At 58.2% G+C, this 16,021-nt stretch carries 20 protein-coding genes and 1 tRNA gene; 15 read left to right on the top strand and 6 right to left on the bottom strand.

What is annotated here, in order from left to right; translation table 11 throughout:
- The first annotated feature begins 2 nt into the window (after positions 1-2).
- The 13 genes from MOE34_RS10800 (at position 3) to MOE34_RS10860 (ending at position 10,329) form a co-directional block, all read left to right on the top strand.
- Positions 3-1,019, top strand: a complete 1,017-nt coding sequence (locus MOE34_RS10800) for an extracellular solute-binding protein (RefSeq protein WP_242223600.1) — start codon at positions 3-5, stop codon at positions 1,017-1,019.
- A 58-nt stretch (positions 1,020-1,077) separates the two neighbouring features.
- Positions 1,078-1,500, top strand: a complete 423-nt coding sequence (locus MOE34_RS10805; RefSeq protein ID WP_050743390.1) for a RidA family protein — start codon at positions 1,078-1,080, stop codon at positions 1,498-1,500.
- 11 nt (positions 1,501-1,511) lie between these two features.
- Positions 1,512-2,189, top strand: coding sequence for a DUF1028 domain-containing protein (locus MOE34_RS10810; RefSeq protein WP_242223603.1), 678 nt, complete (start codon positions 1,512-1,514; stop codon positions 2,187-2,189).
- A gap of 3 nt (positions 2,190-2,192) precedes the next feature.
- The gene (gene argE / locus MOE34_RS10815; RefSeq protein WP_242223605.1) at positions 2,193-3,353 is read left to right on the top strand and encodes an acetylornithine deacetylase; all 1,161 of its coding nucleotides are present in this window, start codon (positions 2,193-2,195) and stop codon (positions 3,351-3,353) included.
- 247 nt (positions 3,354-3,600) lie between these two features.
- A complete protein-coding gene (locus tag MOE34_RS10820; protein WP_242223608.1) occupies positions 3,601-4,635 on the top strand; it encodes an ornithine cyclodeaminase family protein in 1,035 nt (344 codons plus the stop codon).
- Positions 4,636-5,003: 368 nt separating this feature from the next.
- Entirely contained in the window at positions 5,004-6,305 is a 1,302-nt protein-coding gene (locus tag MOE34_RS10825) for a tyrosine-type recombinase/integrase (protein ID WP_242223612.1), read from the top strand.
- On the top strand, positions 6,302-6,742 hold the full coding sequence (locus MOE34_RS10830; protein ID WP_242223614.1) for a hypothetical protein: 441 nt from the start codon (positions 6,302-6,304) through the stop codon (positions 6,740-6,742). The genes MOE34_RS10825 and MOE34_RS10830 overlap by 4 nt, the downstream gene beginning before the upstream one ends.
- A 68-nt stretch (positions 6,743-6,810) precedes the next feature.
- Positions 6,811-7,041: a helix-turn-helix transcriptional regulator gene (locus tag MOE34_RS10835; RefSeq protein WP_242223618.1), complete on the top strand. Its 231-nt coding sequence runs from the start codon at positions 6,811-6,813 to the stop codon at positions 7,039-7,041.
- Between the two features lie 141 nt (positions 7,042-7,182).
- Complete coding sequence (locus MOE34_RS10840) at positions 7,183-7,524, top strand: hypothetical protein (protein ID WP_242223620.1); 342 nt, start codon at positions 7,183-7,185, stop codon at positions 7,522-7,524.
- Between the two features lie 95 nt (positions 7,525-7,619).
- On the top strand, positions 7,620-8,000 hold the full coding sequence (gene tnpA / locus MOE34_RS10845) for an IS66-like element accessory protein TnpA (RefSeq protein WP_242217622.1): 381 nt from the start codon (positions 7,620-7,622) through the stop codon (positions 7,998-8,000).
- A 50-nt stretch (positions 8,001-8,050) separates the two neighbouring features.
- Positions 8,051-8,344, top strand: a complete 294-nt coding sequence (tnpB, locus tag MOE34_RS10850; protein WP_242217624.1) for an IS66 family insertion sequence element accessory protein TnpB — start codon at positions 8,051-8,053, stop codon at positions 8,342-8,344.
- Positions 8,345-8,407: 63 nt separating this feature from the next.
- Positions 8,408-10,033: an IS66 family transposase gene (gene tnpC, locus MOE34_RS10855; protein ID WP_242217625.1), complete on the top strand. Its 1,626-nt coding sequence runs from the start codon at positions 8,408-8,410 to the stop codon at positions 10,031-10,033.
- On the top strand, positions 10,033-10,329 hold the full coding sequence (locus MOE34_RS10860) for a hypothetical protein (RefSeq protein ID WP_242223907.1): 297 nt from the start codon (positions 10,033-10,035) through the stop codon (positions 10,327-10,329). The genes tnpC and MOE34_RS10860 overlap by 1 nt, the downstream gene beginning before the upstream one ends.
- Before the next feature lie 378 nt (positions 10,330-10,707).
- On the opposite strand, the gene MOE34_RS10865 is transcribed toward MOE34_RS10860, so the two are convergent.
- The gene (locus MOE34_RS10865) at positions 10,708-11,148 is read right to left on the bottom strand and encodes a DUF805 domain-containing protein (protein WP_242223622.1); all 441 of its coding nucleotides are present in this window, start codon (positions 11,146-11,148) and stop codon (positions 10,708-10,710) included.
- A 105-nt stretch (positions 11,149-11,253) separates the two neighbouring features.
- Positions 11,254-11,787 (bottom strand): hypothetical protein, encoded by a 534-nt coding sequence (locus MOE34_RS10870; RefSeq protein ID WP_242223625.1) that lies wholly within the window; start codon positions 11,785-11,787, stop codon positions 11,254-11,256.
- Between the two features lie 68 nt (positions 11,788-11,855).
- Between MOE34_RS10870 and MOE34_RS10875 the strand changes: the two genes are divergently transcribed.
- Complete coding sequence (locus MOE34_RS10875) at positions 11,856-12,080, top strand: helix-turn-helix domain-containing protein (RefSeq protein WP_242223627.1); 225 nt, start codon at positions 11,856-11,858, stop codon at positions 12,078-12,080.
- A 397-nt stretch (positions 12,081-12,477) separates the two neighbouring features.
- Here the strand turns inward: MOE34_RS10875 and MOE34_RS10880 are convergent.
- The 3 genes from MOE34_RS10880 to MOE34_RS10890 all read right to left on the bottom strand — a co-directional run bounded on the left by MOE34_RS10880 (position 12,478) and on the right by MOE34_RS10890 (position 14,764).
- Positions 12,478-12,553 (bottom strand) — tRNA-Lys (locus tag MOE34_RS10880).
- Between the two features lie 118 nt (positions 12,554-12,671).
- Positions 12,672-13,589 carry a PhzF family phenazine biosynthesis protein gene (locus tag MOE34_RS10885; protein ID WP_242223629.1) on the bottom strand — a complete coding sequence of 306 codons (918 nt, stop codon included), beginning with the start codon at positions 13,587-13,589 and terminating at the stop codon, positions 12,672-12,674.
- Between the two features lie 68 nt (positions 13,590-13,657).
- Positions 13,658-14,764 (bottom strand): endonuclease/exonuclease/phosphatase family protein, encoded by a 1,107-nt coding sequence (locus MOE34_RS10890; protein ID WP_242223631.1) that lies wholly within the window; start codon positions 14,762-14,764, stop codon positions 13,658-13,660.
- Between the two features lie 155 nt (positions 14,765-14,919).
- On the opposite strand from MOE34_RS10890, the gene MOE34_RS10895 reads away from it, so the two are divergent.
- Positions 14,920-15,525 (top strand): hypothetical protein, encoded by a 606-nt coding sequence (locus MOE34_RS10895; RefSeq protein ID WP_242223633.1) that lies wholly within the window; start codon positions 14,920-14,922, stop codon positions 15,523-15,525.
- Between the two features lie 9 nt (positions 15,526-15,534).
- Here the strand turns inward: MOE34_RS10895 and MOE34_RS10900 are convergent, their stop codons facing one another.
- Entirely contained in the window at positions 15,535-15,951 is a 417-nt protein-coding gene (locus tag MOE34_RS10900) for an Lrp/AsnC family transcriptional regulator (protein ID WP_242223635.1), read from the bottom strand.
- Between the last annotated feature and the right edge of the window lie 70 nt (positions 15,952-16,021).

Raw genomic sequence — 16,021 nt, forward strand, 5'->3', positions numbered from 1 at the left:
AAATGAAGAAATACCTTGCCGCCACCGCCCTCGCCCTCTGCTTCGCCACGAGCGCGCAGGCCGCCGGCGAACTCAACATCTACGCCTGGGCCGAATCCATCTCGCCGGACCTCATCGCGAAATTCTCCAAGGAGAACGACGTGAAGGTGAATGTCGACAGCTTCACCTCCAACGAAGATCTTTTGACCAAGCTGCAGGCCGGCTCCTCCGGCTACGACATCGCCACCCCCTCGCAGCACTTCCTGCGCGTGATGATCGACCAGGGCATCATCGAGAATTTCGGGGCCAACAAACTGAAGGCCTATGAGAACATCGAGGAGAAATGGCGTAACCAGTGGTGGGACGAGAAGCAGGAATACTCTATCCCGCTCGCCTACGGCACCGCCGGCTTCGTGGTGAACACGGACCAGTACAAAGGCCCGACCGACAGCTTCAAGTATTTCTTCGAGCCGGCGGAAGAGCTGAAGGGCAAGATTGCCCTCCTCTCCTATCCCGACGAGGTGATCGGCGCGGCTCAGCTCTATCTCGGCGTCCCCTTCTGCTCGGAAGACCAGGCGGAGATGAAGAAGGTGCTGGACCTGCTGATGGCGCAGAAGCCGTTCGTCGCCGTCTACTCCTCCGACAATATCGCAAGCCGCCTCGCCTCCGGCGAGGTCTCGGTGCATTTCTGGTGGGACGGCGACTCCCTTCGCGCCCGCAAGGCCGGCTCGCCGGTCCAGCTCGCCATGACCAAGGAAGGCCTCGTCGGCTGGATGGACAGCTACGTCATCCCGAAGGGTGCGCCGAACCAGGAGAACGCGGTGAAGTTCATCGAGTTCATGTCGACGCAGGAGAACGCCACGGAGCAGATGAACTTCTACTCCCATTCCTCGCCGATGAAGGTCATCCAGGACAAGGTCGTCAACACGCGGGAAACGGCGCCCGAACTCTATCCGGACGTGCCGATCACCTTCTCGCGCACCTGCTCGGCCGCCGCGCAGGACCTGGTGACGCGCGTCTGGACCCAGCTTCTCCAGTAATCCCGCCTTCGCGCCGCGGGCAACCGCGGCGCTTTCCCATACCCTCAAGGAGACTTCCATGCCTGTGCACACCCGCATCCGCCCCTTCAACACGAAGGAAACCTATCCCGAGCAAAAGCTGAACAACGATCTCTGCCAGGCCGTGGTAGCGCGTGGGGCGACGGTGTTCGTGCGCGGGCAGATCGCGCAGGATCTCGACACGCGCGAGAGCCTGCATATCGGCGATGCCGGCGCGCAGGCCCGCAAGGCGATGGAGAACATCAAGATGCTGCTGGAGGAGGCCGGCTCCGACCTCAGCCATATCTGCCGCGTCGTCGTCTATCTCATCGATATCCGCTACCGCGAGGCCGTCTATACCGAGATGGGCAAGTACCTTCAGGGCGTCTTCCCGGTTTCGACCGGCCTCGTCGTCTCCGCCCTCGCCCGGCCGGAATGGCTGGTCGAGATCGAGGCGACCGCCGTCATTCCCGACGAAGCCTGAAGGAGGCCGGCATGACCTTTTCCGTCTCCGGCCGCTGCCCCGACACCGGCATGTTCGGCGTCGCCGTCTCCTCCTCCTCGCCGAGCGTGGCGGCGCGCTGCGCCCATGCGCGCGCCGGCATCGGCGCGGTCTCGACGCAGAACGTCACCGACCCCCGCCTCGGCCCGAAGGGGCTGGACCTGATGGCCGGCGGCCTTTCGGCGGAAGCGGCGCTGGAGCGGCTGGTCGCAGAGGCCCCGCATATCGAATACCGCCAGCTCGCCCTCGTCGATTCGGCAGGGCGAACGGCTGCCTATTCCGGCGAAAAAACCCTCGGCACCCATGCGACGGCGTGCGGCAAGAACGTCGTTGCCGCCGGCAACATGCTGACGAGCACCGAAATCCCGCAGAAGATGGTGGAAGCCTTCGAGGCTGCCGCCGGAAAACATCTCGGCGACCGGCTGATCGCCGCCATGCGCGCGGCGCTCGTCGCAGGCGGCGAGGAAGGGCCGGTCCACTCCATGGGCCTCGTCATGGTCGACAAGGTCTCCTGGAACGTCGCGGACCTGCGCATCGACTGGACCGACGGCGACCCGATCGAGGAATGCGCCGCCCTGTGGGAGCGCTGGCGCGGCGAAATGGACGCCTATGTCACCCGCGCGCTCAACCCCTCGGGCGCACCGAGTTACGGTGTGCCGGGCGACCTCTGATCCATGATCCCCTCGACATCAGAAATCCTCGCCCGCCTCGTCGCAGAACCCACCGTCTCGCGCCGCTCCAACCTCGCGCTGCTCGACTATGTGGAAGGGCTGCTACGCCCGGCGGGCGTCCGCATCGAGCGGTTCGCCCATCCGGATGGCAGCCGTGCCAATCTCTGGGCGACCATCGGGCTGGCGGGTTCGGGCGGCGTGGTGCTGTCGGGCCATACGGATGTCGTACCTGTCGAGGGACAGGCCTGGAGCAGCGATCCTTTCATGCTCCGCGAGCACGACGGCCGCCTCTATGGCCGTGGTACGGCGGACATGAAGGGTTTCGTCGCGGCCAGCCTGCGGGCTACCCTCATCGCCGCCACCCGTCCGCTGAAACGCCCGCTGCATCTCGCCTTCTCCTATGACGAGGAGATCGGCTGCATCGGCGTGCGCGGCATGATCGAGACGCTGGCGGCGCGGACGGAAAGGCCGGCACTCTGCATCGTCGGCGAGCCGACGGACATGGGGATAGCCACGGGCCACAAGGGCAAGCGGGCGCTACGGGCCTGCTGCCACGGCCAGGAGGGCCACTCCGCCCTCGCCCCGAACGCGCTCAACGCCCTGCATCTCGGCGCCGCCTTCATCCAGGCCCTGCAGGCGCGGCAAACGCATCTGGCGGATCATGGCGCGCGCGACCCGGATTACGACATTCCCTACTCCACCATCCATGCCGGCATGATGCAGGGCGGTACGGCACTCAACATCGTACCGAACCGCTGCGAGATCGATTTCGAAATCCGCAACATCGCGGAGGACGACCCCGCCGATATTCTCGCCGGCATCGCAGCCGACGCGGAAACCATCGCCGCGCCCTACCGCAATCGCTTCCCCATGGCCTGTATCGAGATCGAGGAGATCTCCAGCTATCCCGGCCTTGCCACACGCCGCGATGCCCCGGCCGTACGCCTGCTTTCCCGCCTGCTCGACGACGAGGCCACGCGAAAGGTAGCCTTCGGCACGGAGGGTGGCCTTTTCGACGAGACGCTCGGGCTTTCCACCGCGATCTGCGGTCCCGGCTCCATGGAACAAGGCCACAAGCCGGACGAATTCGTCACCCGCACACAGCTCGACCGCTGCGACGCCATGCTGGCCCGCCTCGTGACGGAACTCGAAACGGTTCCCTGAGCCGGTTTCCAGCAGCCATATCCCTCTGTCTACTCCGGCTGGCGCAAAGCCGTTCGCCGGACAACATGCGCATGGCAACGCCGAGCGCAGGCACGCAGGGATATCGCATACAAACAGCCGCTCTATTCTGTGCAATGTCGGGAATTATACCGAATGTCACAATTCTTGACATTGCATACAAAAACAAGAAAGAATGTGAACGTATTAAGCACACAAATTCCCGTCACCCGAAGTCAGTGAGAATCCGATGGACGCCGAGAACAGAACCGCTCGCCACCTCTCCCCGCGCACGACCCTCGTGCTGTCCCGATCCCAGATCGAAGGACTGGTGACCATGGCCGAGGTGATCGAGGCGGTGGAGACCGCGCATGCCGACATGTCGCGTGGCGACGCCGCGCAGCCGGCAGCCGTTGCGATGACGCTTCCCTCCGGCACAGGGACCTTCCTGGCGATGCCGGCGCTGGCCGATCGCCAGGGCCTCGCCACGGTCAAGCTGCTGGCCGACATTCCCGACAATACGGCGCGCAGCCTGCCAATGCAGCGCTCGGTGGCGCTTCTGATCTCCCAGGAGACCGGCGCGCCGGTGGCGATCTTCCATGGCCAGATCCCGACCCGCATCCGCACCGCCGCCGCCAGCGCCGTGGCGACGCGCCACCTGTCGCGCGCCGACAGCCGCGTGCTGGGCCTGATCGGCGCCGGCGACCTTGCCGTGGAGCATGTCCGCGCCATTCGCGAGGTCCGCCCGGTCGAGCGCGTCGTGGTATGGTCGCGCTCCCCCGCCACCGTCGCCCGCTTCATCGAACGGGTCGGCCAAGATTTCCCCGATCTTGCACTGGAAGCCGCCATCGCACCGGAAGAGGTCTTCGCCAAGGCGGATATCGTCTGTACGCTGACCCCGTCCCGCGTGCCGCATGTCAAGGGCGCGTGGTTCAAGCCGGGCCAGCATATCAACGCCGTCGGCGCGCCGCCGCGCCCGGATCACCGTGAGATCGATTCCGCCGGCATGGCGCGGGCGCGGGTCTTCCTCGACAGCGTCGCCATGTCCATGCACGATTCGGGCGACCTGCTTCTGGCTATCGCCGAAGGCGCGATCACTGCCGAACAGGCCTCTACGGAAATCGGCGACGTCATCATCGGCGCCGCCAGGGGCCGGACCGCAGACGACGAGATCACCCTGTTCAATTCCGTGGGCCTCGCCATCCAGGATCTGGCGATCGGCGACCTGATCGTCGCCAGGGCGCGCGAGAAGGGTGTCGGTCTCGAAATAGACCTTACGGCCTGAGCGCACCGCACCCTCATCGAGCGGCGGGGACAAACCATCCTCGCCGCGCCAACAGACGTTCCAACGAGGGCATCCACCATGCCTTACGCTGGGGAACGGCGCTATTCACGCGCTTTAGAGTTTTGTAGAAGAAATCAGCGTAACCATTTATCTCAAAAGAGAAAAATGGTGGGTGATCACGGGCTCGAACCGTGGACCCGCTGATTAAGAGTCAGCTGCTCTACCGACTAAACCGGTTTCATAAACTACCATTCGATTTACAAATCACTGATTTTAAATAATTTTATAAACCACCAAAGCCCATTGAATTCCTATCGCTTCCATTCGATTGCTGCCTATGTTATCTCTAGGCAGCATTGGAGGCAAGCATGACGCAATCCGTTAAGCTGACAAAAACGTACATCGACAATCTGCAAGCGAGCGCAAAGGATGCGATGTCTTGGGACAGCGAACTCAAAGGCTTTGGTGTCAAGGTGACGCCAAAGGGAAGGAAAGTGTTTCTCGTAATGCACCGGCCAAAAGGCCATATAGGAGCGCCTAAGAAATACACCATCGGCACACATGGCGAGTGGACCGTGCAGCAAGCACGTGATCGGGCACGCGAAATTCTGACTGAAAGCAGCAAAGGCAATGACACGGGCGCGATAGAACGCGCTGACCGACACCGCAAATCGTCCGACATATTGAACGACCTTGCCGATACGTTTTTGAAGAAACACGCTGCGCAGAACCGGACACACGACGAAACGAAACGCATCCTTGAACGCGAAATGCTCCCCAAACACGGCAGGAAATCAATTCACGTTATAACGAAGCACGACATTCTCTCCGTACTGGAAAGCATCCGAGATCGCGGCTCCCCCATCATGGCTAACCGAGCCTTGGCCGCGATCCGTAAATTCATGAACTGGTGTGTTTCGCGCGGGATCATTGATGTGTCCCCGGCGGATAGCATTGCGCACCTTGCAAAAGAAACTTCGCGTGATCGCGTCTTGACACCAGAAGAAACCAAAGCCGCCCTGCTCACCGCCAGAACAATCGGCTATCCATTTGGCCCTATCGTTGAGCTGCTTTTCATGACAGCTCAACGGCGTGACGAAGTCACCGGAATGCGTTGGAGCGAGATTGATCTCGACAAGGCGCTTTGGACGATACCGGCCGAACGCGCAAAGAATGGCAAAGTCCATGACGTGCATCTTTCAAAATGTGCAGTCGCGCTCATACGATCGCTGCCCCGTTTCGTTTTGACCGGCAAATCCAAAAGCGATCTCGTATTCACCACGACCGGGGAAACGCCATTCAGCGGCTTCTCAAAAGCGAAGAACGCGCTAGACGCAAAGATGCTACAGGCGATGCGTAAGCAAGCATCCGAGAACGACAGAGACCCGGATCAGATTTCAATTCCACCGTGGCGCCTGCATGACATTCGGCGCACGGTAGCGACTGAACTTTCTAAGCTAGGTATTGCGATCCACGTCGCGGAAGCGATCTTGAACCATAAGAGCGGCACCATCAGCGGTGTTACCGCAGTCTATCAACGCAACCAGTTCACCGCCGAAAGACGCGACGCACTGGATAAATGGTGTGACCGCCTCGATATGATCACGCTCAACGACGCCGCGAACGGCGTGGATAATGGCCCGCAGTACAATAATATGATGGCGCAATGAAATTCACGTTTGAAACACAGGAACAGGACGTACGAGAATTTTTGCAGGAGCGTTTTGCGCATCTTGACGATGCGAGCGCACGCACGATTGCCCTCAGTGAAGGTTATCTGCAAATACTTCGACCAGGAAAACCGCCCTGCAGCGAACGGAACTCAATCTACGATGCCGTTTCGCATCGCACGGACAATGCGACGATTGACACTACTATATCGGCAATGCTCAGCGATGAAAATTTGGAGAACGTTGAAAATATCAAACGAAGTTATCATGAGCGCAAGAAGCGGAGCCATCCACTTCTCGATCCATCACATATTTATAATAAAAATGATTTCCTAGATGCAATTCTAGCAAAACAATTTGATATCGCAGCGGCTATCTTTGCAACTTCCAAAACAGTAACAAAGAAGAAGATACTTTCATTCCTTAATAAATATTAACATCATTTAAGGCTCCTTTTGGTTATGGCAGTGGTTAAGCATCATTGGATTCCCAAGGAGAGCTTTCCATGCCGACCGATTCGACCTCCCTACTCCTTCCCCTGCCCGACAACGGCGAAATCGTGATCCTCTCCCGCCAGATGCCGGCCTATGTCGGCATATCGGCCCAGACGCTCGCCCGCTGGCGACATGAGGGCAAGGGGCCGGAATATGTGAAGATTGGGAAGCAGGTCGCCTACAAAGTTGCAGCGATCCGAGCATGGTTGAACTCGATGCAGCGATCTAGCACTAGTCCATGAAGATTATTGCTGGAAACCTCTCAAAGCCTCCCTCAACCATTTGAATTAAAATAGCTTTTCTGAGGGCGAATTATCGACCGAGCCAACAATGATGTTTTTTGGCCCATATCGACCAACAATACCCCTGCAAGAGCGCCCTCAATGTTCACTGGCATCCCGCTATCACAGATTAAGACGCGGCCGTTGATCGAAATTCCACGTCCTCAGCCCGTTCTTGGATCAGATGGCCGTCCACAGTTGCGCGATAACAAGCCACTTTTTAACGTAAAGGCGGCCCCTATAGATTTCATGATGAGCAAAGTAAATCCCGTAAAGACCTTCTTTAGCGAGCGCTTCATCATTGACCCCAAGCAACGCGCGAAACCTGTAGAAATAGCAGTATTTTTCTACCTTGCGAACACAACCGAATGGTCGAATGTCGAAATCATAATAAATGGAGACGGCCAGCCAATATTCACTACTGACGGGAACGGTCAGGCGTAACCGCCCGATTGCGACCGCCTGTCGGGAATGTCCAGGCTCGTTTATGAGCCGTCTATAACGACGTCGTTAGCGACGTGTTTTAGGCGAGGTCTGCGATGCGCGTGGAAATTCTCGGCGATGAACGTCGCCGACGTTGGAGTGATGAGAGCAAGCTGGAGGTCGTGCTGTCGGTAGGCATCGACGGTGCGTCGGTGACGGAGGTTGCGCGCCGGCATTCGGTGACGCGGCAGCAGGTTTACACCTGGCGGCGTGAATTGCGGAAGAAAGGCTTGCTCGCGCCGCCATCGACGACGGTGTTTCTGCCGCTGGACATGCCACCTCTCGGGGGCAGCAAAGAGGCTCCGGCTTTTGATGGCATGCAGGCTTTGCCTGCGATGATGGAATTGCACTTACGCTGCGGGCGAAGCCTTCGCTTCAGTGGCGATCTTGATGTGGTTGCACTGAAGCGCCTGATCCGGGCAATCGAGGCGGCATGATCGGGCCTGGGACAGGTGTTCGTGTTTATCTCGCCTGCGGTGTCACGGACATGCGCAAGGGGATCGAGGGGCTGGCAGCTCTTGCCCAGGATGTGCTGCGCCAGAAGCCGACGGGAGGCGCGGTCTTTGCGTTTCGGGGCAAGCGGGGCGACCGTTTGAAACTTTTGTATTTTGATGGCCAGGGGTTCTGCCTCTATTACAAGGTTCTGCAGAAAGGTCGGTTTCCCTGGCCGTCGGCAGCAGATGGGACAGCCCGGTTGACGTCTGCTCAACTGGCGATGCTGTGGGAAGGGATTGATTGGCGACGACCCGACTGGGGCGCTCCTCCAGCCCGTGTTGGTTGATTTTATCCCACTGAATCTGCGTGTTTTTATGGATATTGAGCCTGACCTGTGGTAGTCAGGTTCATGTCGAATGTTAGCCAAAATCTTCCCGACGATCCGGCCTTCCTGAAGGCGATGATCGCGTCGCTTGAGGCGAAGAACGCGAAGATGTCGGCGACCTTGCAGGCGCATGATCAGTTGATCCAATCCCTGCGGCTACGCATCGCCAGGCTCAAGAAACATGGCTTCGGCAAGTCATCGGAAAAGATCGAACGGGAAATCCAGCAGTTGGAACTGGCCCTGGAGGACCTGATGATTGCCGCCTCGGAAAGCAGAGCCGAGCCGCTCGCCGAGGTCAAGGAAACGGAGCTTGGGCCTCCTGAGGCAAGCAAGCCGGAAAAGACCATGCGACGCCGTCCGCGCGTGTCGGACAAGGCTGCTCGCGAGCGCAGGGAACTCGACCCCGGAACGCACTGCCCCGCTTGTGGTGGCGAATTGCGGCTTGTTGGTGAAGACGTCAGCGAAATCCTCGACATGATCGCCGCACAGATGAAGGTCATCGAGGTTGCTCGGCTGAAGAAGTCCTGCCGTTGCTGCGAGAAGATGGTGCAGTTGCCCGCGCCCAGCCGTCCGATACCGGGCAGCATGGCGGGCGCAGGACTGCTCGCCTACATCCTGGTCTCGAAGTTTGACGACCACCTGCCGCTCTATCGCCTGAACGAAATCTTCGCCCGCATGGGCGTTGATATCCCCGACAGCACGCTGGTCGATTGGTGTGGCCGCGCCATGCGGGTGCTCCTGCCGCTGATCGAGTTGATCGAAGCCGCGATCATGAGCAGCGATCTTCTCCATGCCGACGACACGCCGATCCGGGTTCTTGATCGTTCTGTGCGAGACAAGGGGCTGGGGAAAGGGGTGAAGAAGGGCAGGCTCTGGACCTATGTCCGGGACCAGCGCCCATGGGCGGGCACAGCTCCGCCCGGTGCGGTCTATTACTTTGCTCCCGACTGGAAGCAAGAGCATGTTCAACGTCACCTCAGCCAAGCAAGCGGCATCCTTCAGGCCGACGGCTACAAAGGTTATGCGAAGTTGTATGAGGCCGGAGCGGACGGGACACGCCGCTTCCGCGAGGCTTCGTGCTGGGCGCATTGGCGGCGCGACTTCCATGATATATGGACCTCAAACAAGTCCGAGATAGCCCGCGAGGCTCTCGACCGTATCGGCGCGCTTTACGATATCGAGCGTGAGGTTGCAGGCAAGCCTGCCAATATCCGTTTTGCCGCGCGCCAGAAGCACAGCAAGGCAAAGGTCGAAGCCTTGCGTGTCTGGGCCGAGGCGCAACTTACCCGCATCCCCGGCAAGAGCGATCTGGCGGGAGCTTTCCGGTATGGCCTGAGCAGGTGGTCCTCGTTCTGCCTGTTCCTGGAAGACGGTCGTGTCGCAATCGATAACAATGCAGCAGAACGGGCGTTGCGTCCTATCGGCGTTGGAAGGCGCAACTGGCTCTTCGCGGGTGCCGACACTGGAGCAGAAACCTTGGCGCGGGCCATGACAATTATCGAAACCGCCAAGATGAATGGCCTTGATCCGCAGGCCTATCTGGTTGACGTGCTGGACCGCATTCAGGATCACAAGATCAATCGCCTGGCGGAGCTGCTTCCATGGAACTGGAAGCCGATGACGGCAGTTATCTGCGCCGAGGCGGCCTGATGGCAGCGGTTCGCTTCGTCTTCACTGTCGATTATGTCGCCGAGATCCTCGATGAGGACGTCGACCTCCTCCGGGAGATCATCAGCAATGATGACAATCTGACCTATGGCAATATAATCAGCGTCGTAACCGGAGACGACGAGAGTACGTCAGCTTTAACAGACGATGGCGTTGACGAACTCAGGCAGATGCTCAGCGACGCGCGTAGGTCTGCAGAAACATGGCAGGAGTTCCTCGATTGCTTCGTCCTCGACGAAGACATCGCCGCACGCGTCAAGACATATTCCCCACGGTAACAATCGGGCGGTTACGGTCAGGCAGTTATCGTTACTTATGGCAATCGAAGTGCGACAAGGACGTTGCAGGAAATTGCTGATAAGGTTGGCGCATCGTATGGCACTGTCCAAAAGGCATTAGCTTTTTGGGAGCACATAGGAATTATGGCCAGAATCCGCGAGTACCAGCGGAATACCTCTAAAATACACGAGCACCAAGCTGGAAGGCGGATCGAATATCGAAGGTACGAGTTCGATCCGCAGTACGTTTGGAATGGTCATATATGGATAGGGAATGGCTACAACGACTTTCTACAGGGGAATATCCAAATCAATAGATGATTAATCTGCTTCTAATCGTAACTTAATCACCTATGTAATTTTAGCATACAATATAAATCAGCCCCTTTCATTCTTTGATGGCATAGAATAAATAAAAACCATAAACAAAAGAACTACCCAGAACAGAATCACATATATTTTCAGAAAGGCATCCTGAAACTCGTCTTTTATAAACTCCGCACCAAAAACAAAAATAAGTGGCGGAATATACGATGCCATCCACAGAGGAGATTTTCCAGCATCGCGAATCCGCCTGATTGCAAGAGGAATCCATACAACAATCAATACTAAGAAAATTATTAAAGGTGGTATGATGGAAATAAGTGCGATGCCCAATGGATCGCCGCCTTTAAGCAGAGCCTGAAATATCTGCATTGAAACAGGATAGGATATGGCGTTCACCGCACCCGAGAACAGGACGAACCACCAGAATTCAGATCGTGTAGAGTATCCTGTATAATCAAATACTCCGCGAAAGGCACGTGCTACCGAGTACACGAATCCTGTTCTATTATTCACAACCTCATTTCCCGTTTTCTTGATTTTTCCTATATTAATATAAATCCTATAAGTAATAATTATAATTTCGCAAAATTTTAAAGTTCATAAATTACCTGTCAGCGCCATAATATAGATAATCATATTCTCTCTAGAGTTCTTATCGGAAAATTCATGATTTACGGCACTCTCTATCCTATTATTAAATATTTTATCAGAAAAAAATACAGACTCAATTTTAGACATCTTATGGAAAACAGAATTGCTTAAATTCTTCGCATACGCATCGATAATTGCACAATTAAGTTTATTATTGTTGCTGTAGCAAAACTTAATTTCTTTAATTAGGTGATCCATTCCGTATTTATCAAATGTAATCGAGGCGTACTCTTTCGAATCTTCAAACAATTTCACAATTGATTTGCAACTTTCATCGCAATCATTGGTTATATTTTTCTGGGTATTCCTCTCAATCTCGTTTGGAATTTTCTGGTTGAAGGACCGTATAACGCCGCGTGTAATTGAAGTCGTCCAATCCGCATGTGCAGGCTCATTCGACATTGACCACATAAAGACTGCGGTCACCGCCACTATCGGCCAGCCATCGACCACGCGCAAAGCCATTTCAGCGCCCTTCATCACCCCAATCACCCAATGTAGAGAATACTCCGTGGAAGGATTCTCGACAAGACAACCCTCTTGCATTCATGGAAATTCGAGAGGTATTTGCGCAGAATCTAAAATCCTATCGGCGAGCGAAAGGCTTGTCGCAGGAGGAACTGGCATATCGCGCAGAGATCGATCGTACCTATGTGAGTTCACTGGAACGCTGCATTTATGGAGTCAGCATTGACGTTCTCGACAGGCTAGCGAACGTGCTTGAAGTGGAACCAGCCGAGCTACTCAAAAACCCACCCGCCAAACCTTCCTGAAATTCGCACGTGCGGAGCGTGCAATTGCGCACCACGTTCCCATCGCCTACGCGGATGAAGACAATAATCAATCAAAGTGCTACGGGATAAATAGGAATAAATCCCCAATGCAACACCTTGAACATTCAACAATCAATTCCGATAACTCAGACGAAATTGTGGGATGGCAAGTCTCATTACGAGACCTCACACGGCAAGATGCATAGGGCGTTTGGATTTAGGCGGGGGATTGCCCCGGCTCCTATGGCGAGAACGATCCCATTCAAATCAAAGCGCAGGGAATTTTCGTCAGCAAACACGAGCATTGGTAGGGGTGACGCATGTTGCGTTCCGCTGCCTATATGCTGCCTATGTAAAAATCAGAAACAGGAAAATCAGCGTAACCTGTTGAAATATTTGGTGGGTGATCACGGGCTCGAACCGTGGACCCGCTGATTAAGAGTCAGCTGCTCTACCAACTGAGCTAATCACCCACTTGACCGCTGCTGCGGTGCTGGAGGGGCGTATAAAGGCGTTCTTTGGGCTTGTCTATACGCTGCTCCAAAAAAAATGCGCCGCGGGACAAATTTCTTCCGCAGCGCAAAACGGACGTCACAAATCCAGCGTGCCGGATGCGATGCGCACCGCCTCGCCGCCGATACGCGCACCCGCGATGACGCCACCGGATACATCGAGATGCAGATGGATCAGCGAGGGACGGCCCATCTCGACGCCCTGCTCGATGAGAAGCGGATGATGGCCGTCCACCAGCTTGTCGAAAGCGTGGATGGCGCCGGACATCGCGGCGACCGCCGCCCCCGTCGCCGGATCCTCCGAGATGCCCATGTCGGGCGCGAACATGCGGGCATGGAACTTCGCATTGTGGTTCACGCCGCCACGGCAATAGAGATAGGCGGAGGCGAGCCTTCCTTCGGCAAAGGGCGCGCAGCGCTCCCAGAGCGCCGGATCGAACTCCACGGATCCTGCCGCCGCCAGATCGTGCACAGGAACCATGACGAAGGCGACGCCGGCGCTCCACAGCGTCGGCTGATGATTCTCGAAGCCGATCTGGCCGGCCTTCAGGCTGAAAGCATCGGCGAGCGCCTGCCGGTCGAAGGTCGCGTCGAGGCGCACGGACTTGCGCGGCACGTCGAATTCGGCAAAGGCGGCGCTGCCCGCGCCGAGCCTGACCGCACAGCGCACCGGCCCGACATTCTCCTCCAGCACGCTCACCTGGTCGTTGGGACCCGCCTGCCCGCTCCCGGCGGTCTCGGCGATGGCGATGGCCGCCCCCACCGTCGGATGGCCGGCGAAGGGCAGCTCGCGGCCCGGCGTGAAGATGCGCAGGCGCGCGGTGTGCGCCGGGTTCTCCGCCGTCTTCACGAACACCGTCTCGGACAGGTTGAACTCACCGGCGATGCGCTGCATCGCCCTGTCGTCCAGGCCATCGGCATCGAAGACGACGGCCAGCGGATTGCCGGCAAGGCGCGTATCGGTGAAGACGTCATAAATGGCGTAGCGGCGGGACAAGGCATTCTCCGTATTCGATTTTCGCAGCAGCCTGCCCGAGGCCTCTGCCGCGGGCAAGGGAAAACGGCTCAAAGGTCGAGCGTCATGACGACGGGGCAATGATCCGAGGCCTTCGGCCGATCCCAGCCGACACGCGGATAGCGCTCCACCTCCTGCCCAGGCGGAAAGATCGTGCGGAACGGCTGGCCGGCGCGGATGATCTCGGGCACATGATGGGCGTTGCGCTCCGCGAGCGAAGGCGACAGCCAGATATAATCGAGCTGGCAGAGATGACGCTCCTCCGGCCCGCGGCTGTGGTAGAGCGTCCAGCGGTCGTCCACCGGCCGGCGCAGCATCGGGTTCACCGCAAAGCCTCCCTCGGTGAAGACGTCGAGCGCACTCACCGGCTCCTGCTGCGGCATGAAGCGGTAGCCGCCGCGCCGGTCGCCCTCGATGGCGAGCTTTTCCTGGTAGTCGTTCATGTCGCCGCAGATGGCGAAGGCCTTGTCGGCCGTCCGCCCGGCGCCGAAGCGGTTCTCGACGATGCGACGCACCGCCCGCGCCTCCGCCACGCGCACCGGCATGGTCGACTGGCGTCCATCCATGCCGTCCCTGCCCGGCCCCATCGACTTGAAATGCACGACGTAGAGCGTCAGCGGCCGCCCGCCGATGCGCAGGTCCATTTCCAGGCAGTCGCGCTTGAATATCTTGTCGTCCGGGTTCAGGCCCGAGCCGAGATCCGGCGTGTAGAGGCCGAAGTCGCGATAGGTGACGGAGGCGTGGCTGCGGATATCGACGCATTCGATCCGCTGGCCGTCGCGCGTCTCCTCGCGCATCAGCACGGAGACATCGATGCCGCGGCTGTCGTTCCCCTCGATAAGGTATTTCTGGCGGTAGCCGTTGCCGACCATTCGAAAGAGATAGCCGTATTCAAAAGCCTGCAGCGCCGCCATGTTGTCGGTTTCCTGCAGGCAGAGGATATCGGCGTCTGCATCTGCGATGGCGAGCGCCGAATGCTGGCGCGTATCGTCGGTATGCGCGACGGTGCGCGCCTCCTCCAGCCGCTGGTATTCCGCCTCGCTGCGGATATCGAACAGGCGCAGCACGCGGTCCTGCCGAATCTGGTTGCGAAAGCCCGTGAAATCGAAACGGGTCATGAGATTTTCGATATTGAAGGTGGCAAGACGTAGCGACATGAGGTCCTTCCGGGAATGCCGCCGGAGTGTAGCCGGCTGACCGGCAATGGAAAGCGCTTTTCACGGGCCGGGCTGCGGCGCCGGAATAAACCGCCCCGGCGTCCCGTCATATCATCACGGACGATGCGTGTTCCGGCAAAGGCGGGGGAACGGTCATGGCAGTTGCATCCAGCATGATGCGGGCGTTTCTGCCCCTCTTCCTTCTCATGAGCCTTGCAAGCGGGGCAGCAGGCCAGGCTCGTGAAAAGGAAGGGGCGCAGAATTGGCTGGATCCGAAGACGACAATCGAGAAGCTCGCCATGCTCGGCCGGGAATTCGGCAGGAACGCCCGATATTCCGAGATCAGCATCACCGACGACTCGATGCGGATCCTTGCAGAAGTGCCCGACAAGCCCGGCACGATGGCCGACTACAACGCCAATGAAAACGGCATCACCGCATCCAGCATGATAATGCCCTGGGATGCGGAATTCCGGCCGGAGCGGCTATACAGGATGAGCGACCTCGCTTTCTTCTCCACGGAAAAACTCAACGAACTGACAGCCCGCACCTTCTCACGGTTGCAGGTCGGCTCGGAAATGGCGTTGGCGCGCTACACCTTCTCCATCGGCCAGCTACCGACGCCGGACGGCACCTTCATGGTGCCCTCCCCGGATGGAAAGGTGACTCTGGAAATCCGGCTGGAAGCCGACGACGGCTGGAAGGGCGGACGCGTCACCTATTCCTCCACCGGCGAGGAAATCGACATCGTCATGCCCTGACGGCACCGCTCAGAGCGTCGTGAGAAGCAGGCTGGTCTCCGACTTGGAAACGCCGTCCATGGCGCGGATGCCGCGCAGCACCCGCTCGAACTCGACAAGGTTTTCGGCGTGAAGCTCCGCGACCAGATCCCACGCCCCATTGGTGGTGTGCAGGGCGTGCACTTCCGGAATGCCGCGCAGCGCCTTGATCGCGGCCAGCGTCTTCTGCCCGGTGATCTCGATCATCATGACGGCGCGCACGGCATGGGGATCGTCGGCCTCCGTCACCCGCACGGAAAAGCCGGCGATGACGCCGTCGCGCGTCAGCCGCTCGATACGGTTCTGCACCGTGCCGCGCGAGACGCTCAATTCGGCCGCAAGCGCCGAAAGCGATGCGCGACCGTCCTTGCGCAGCAAGGCGAGAAGTTTCCGGTCTATCGTATCCATGCCCGTTGCCGAAATGCCAGATTAAGATGACGAAACGCCAAGCAAGGGTGCGATTTTCCCAAAAGATTGC

The organism is Shinella zoogloeoides (genome assembly GCF_022682305.1).
Lineage (GTDB): Bacteria > Pseudomonadota > Alphaproteobacteria > Rhizobiales > Rhizobiaceae > Shinella > Shinella zoogloeoides_B.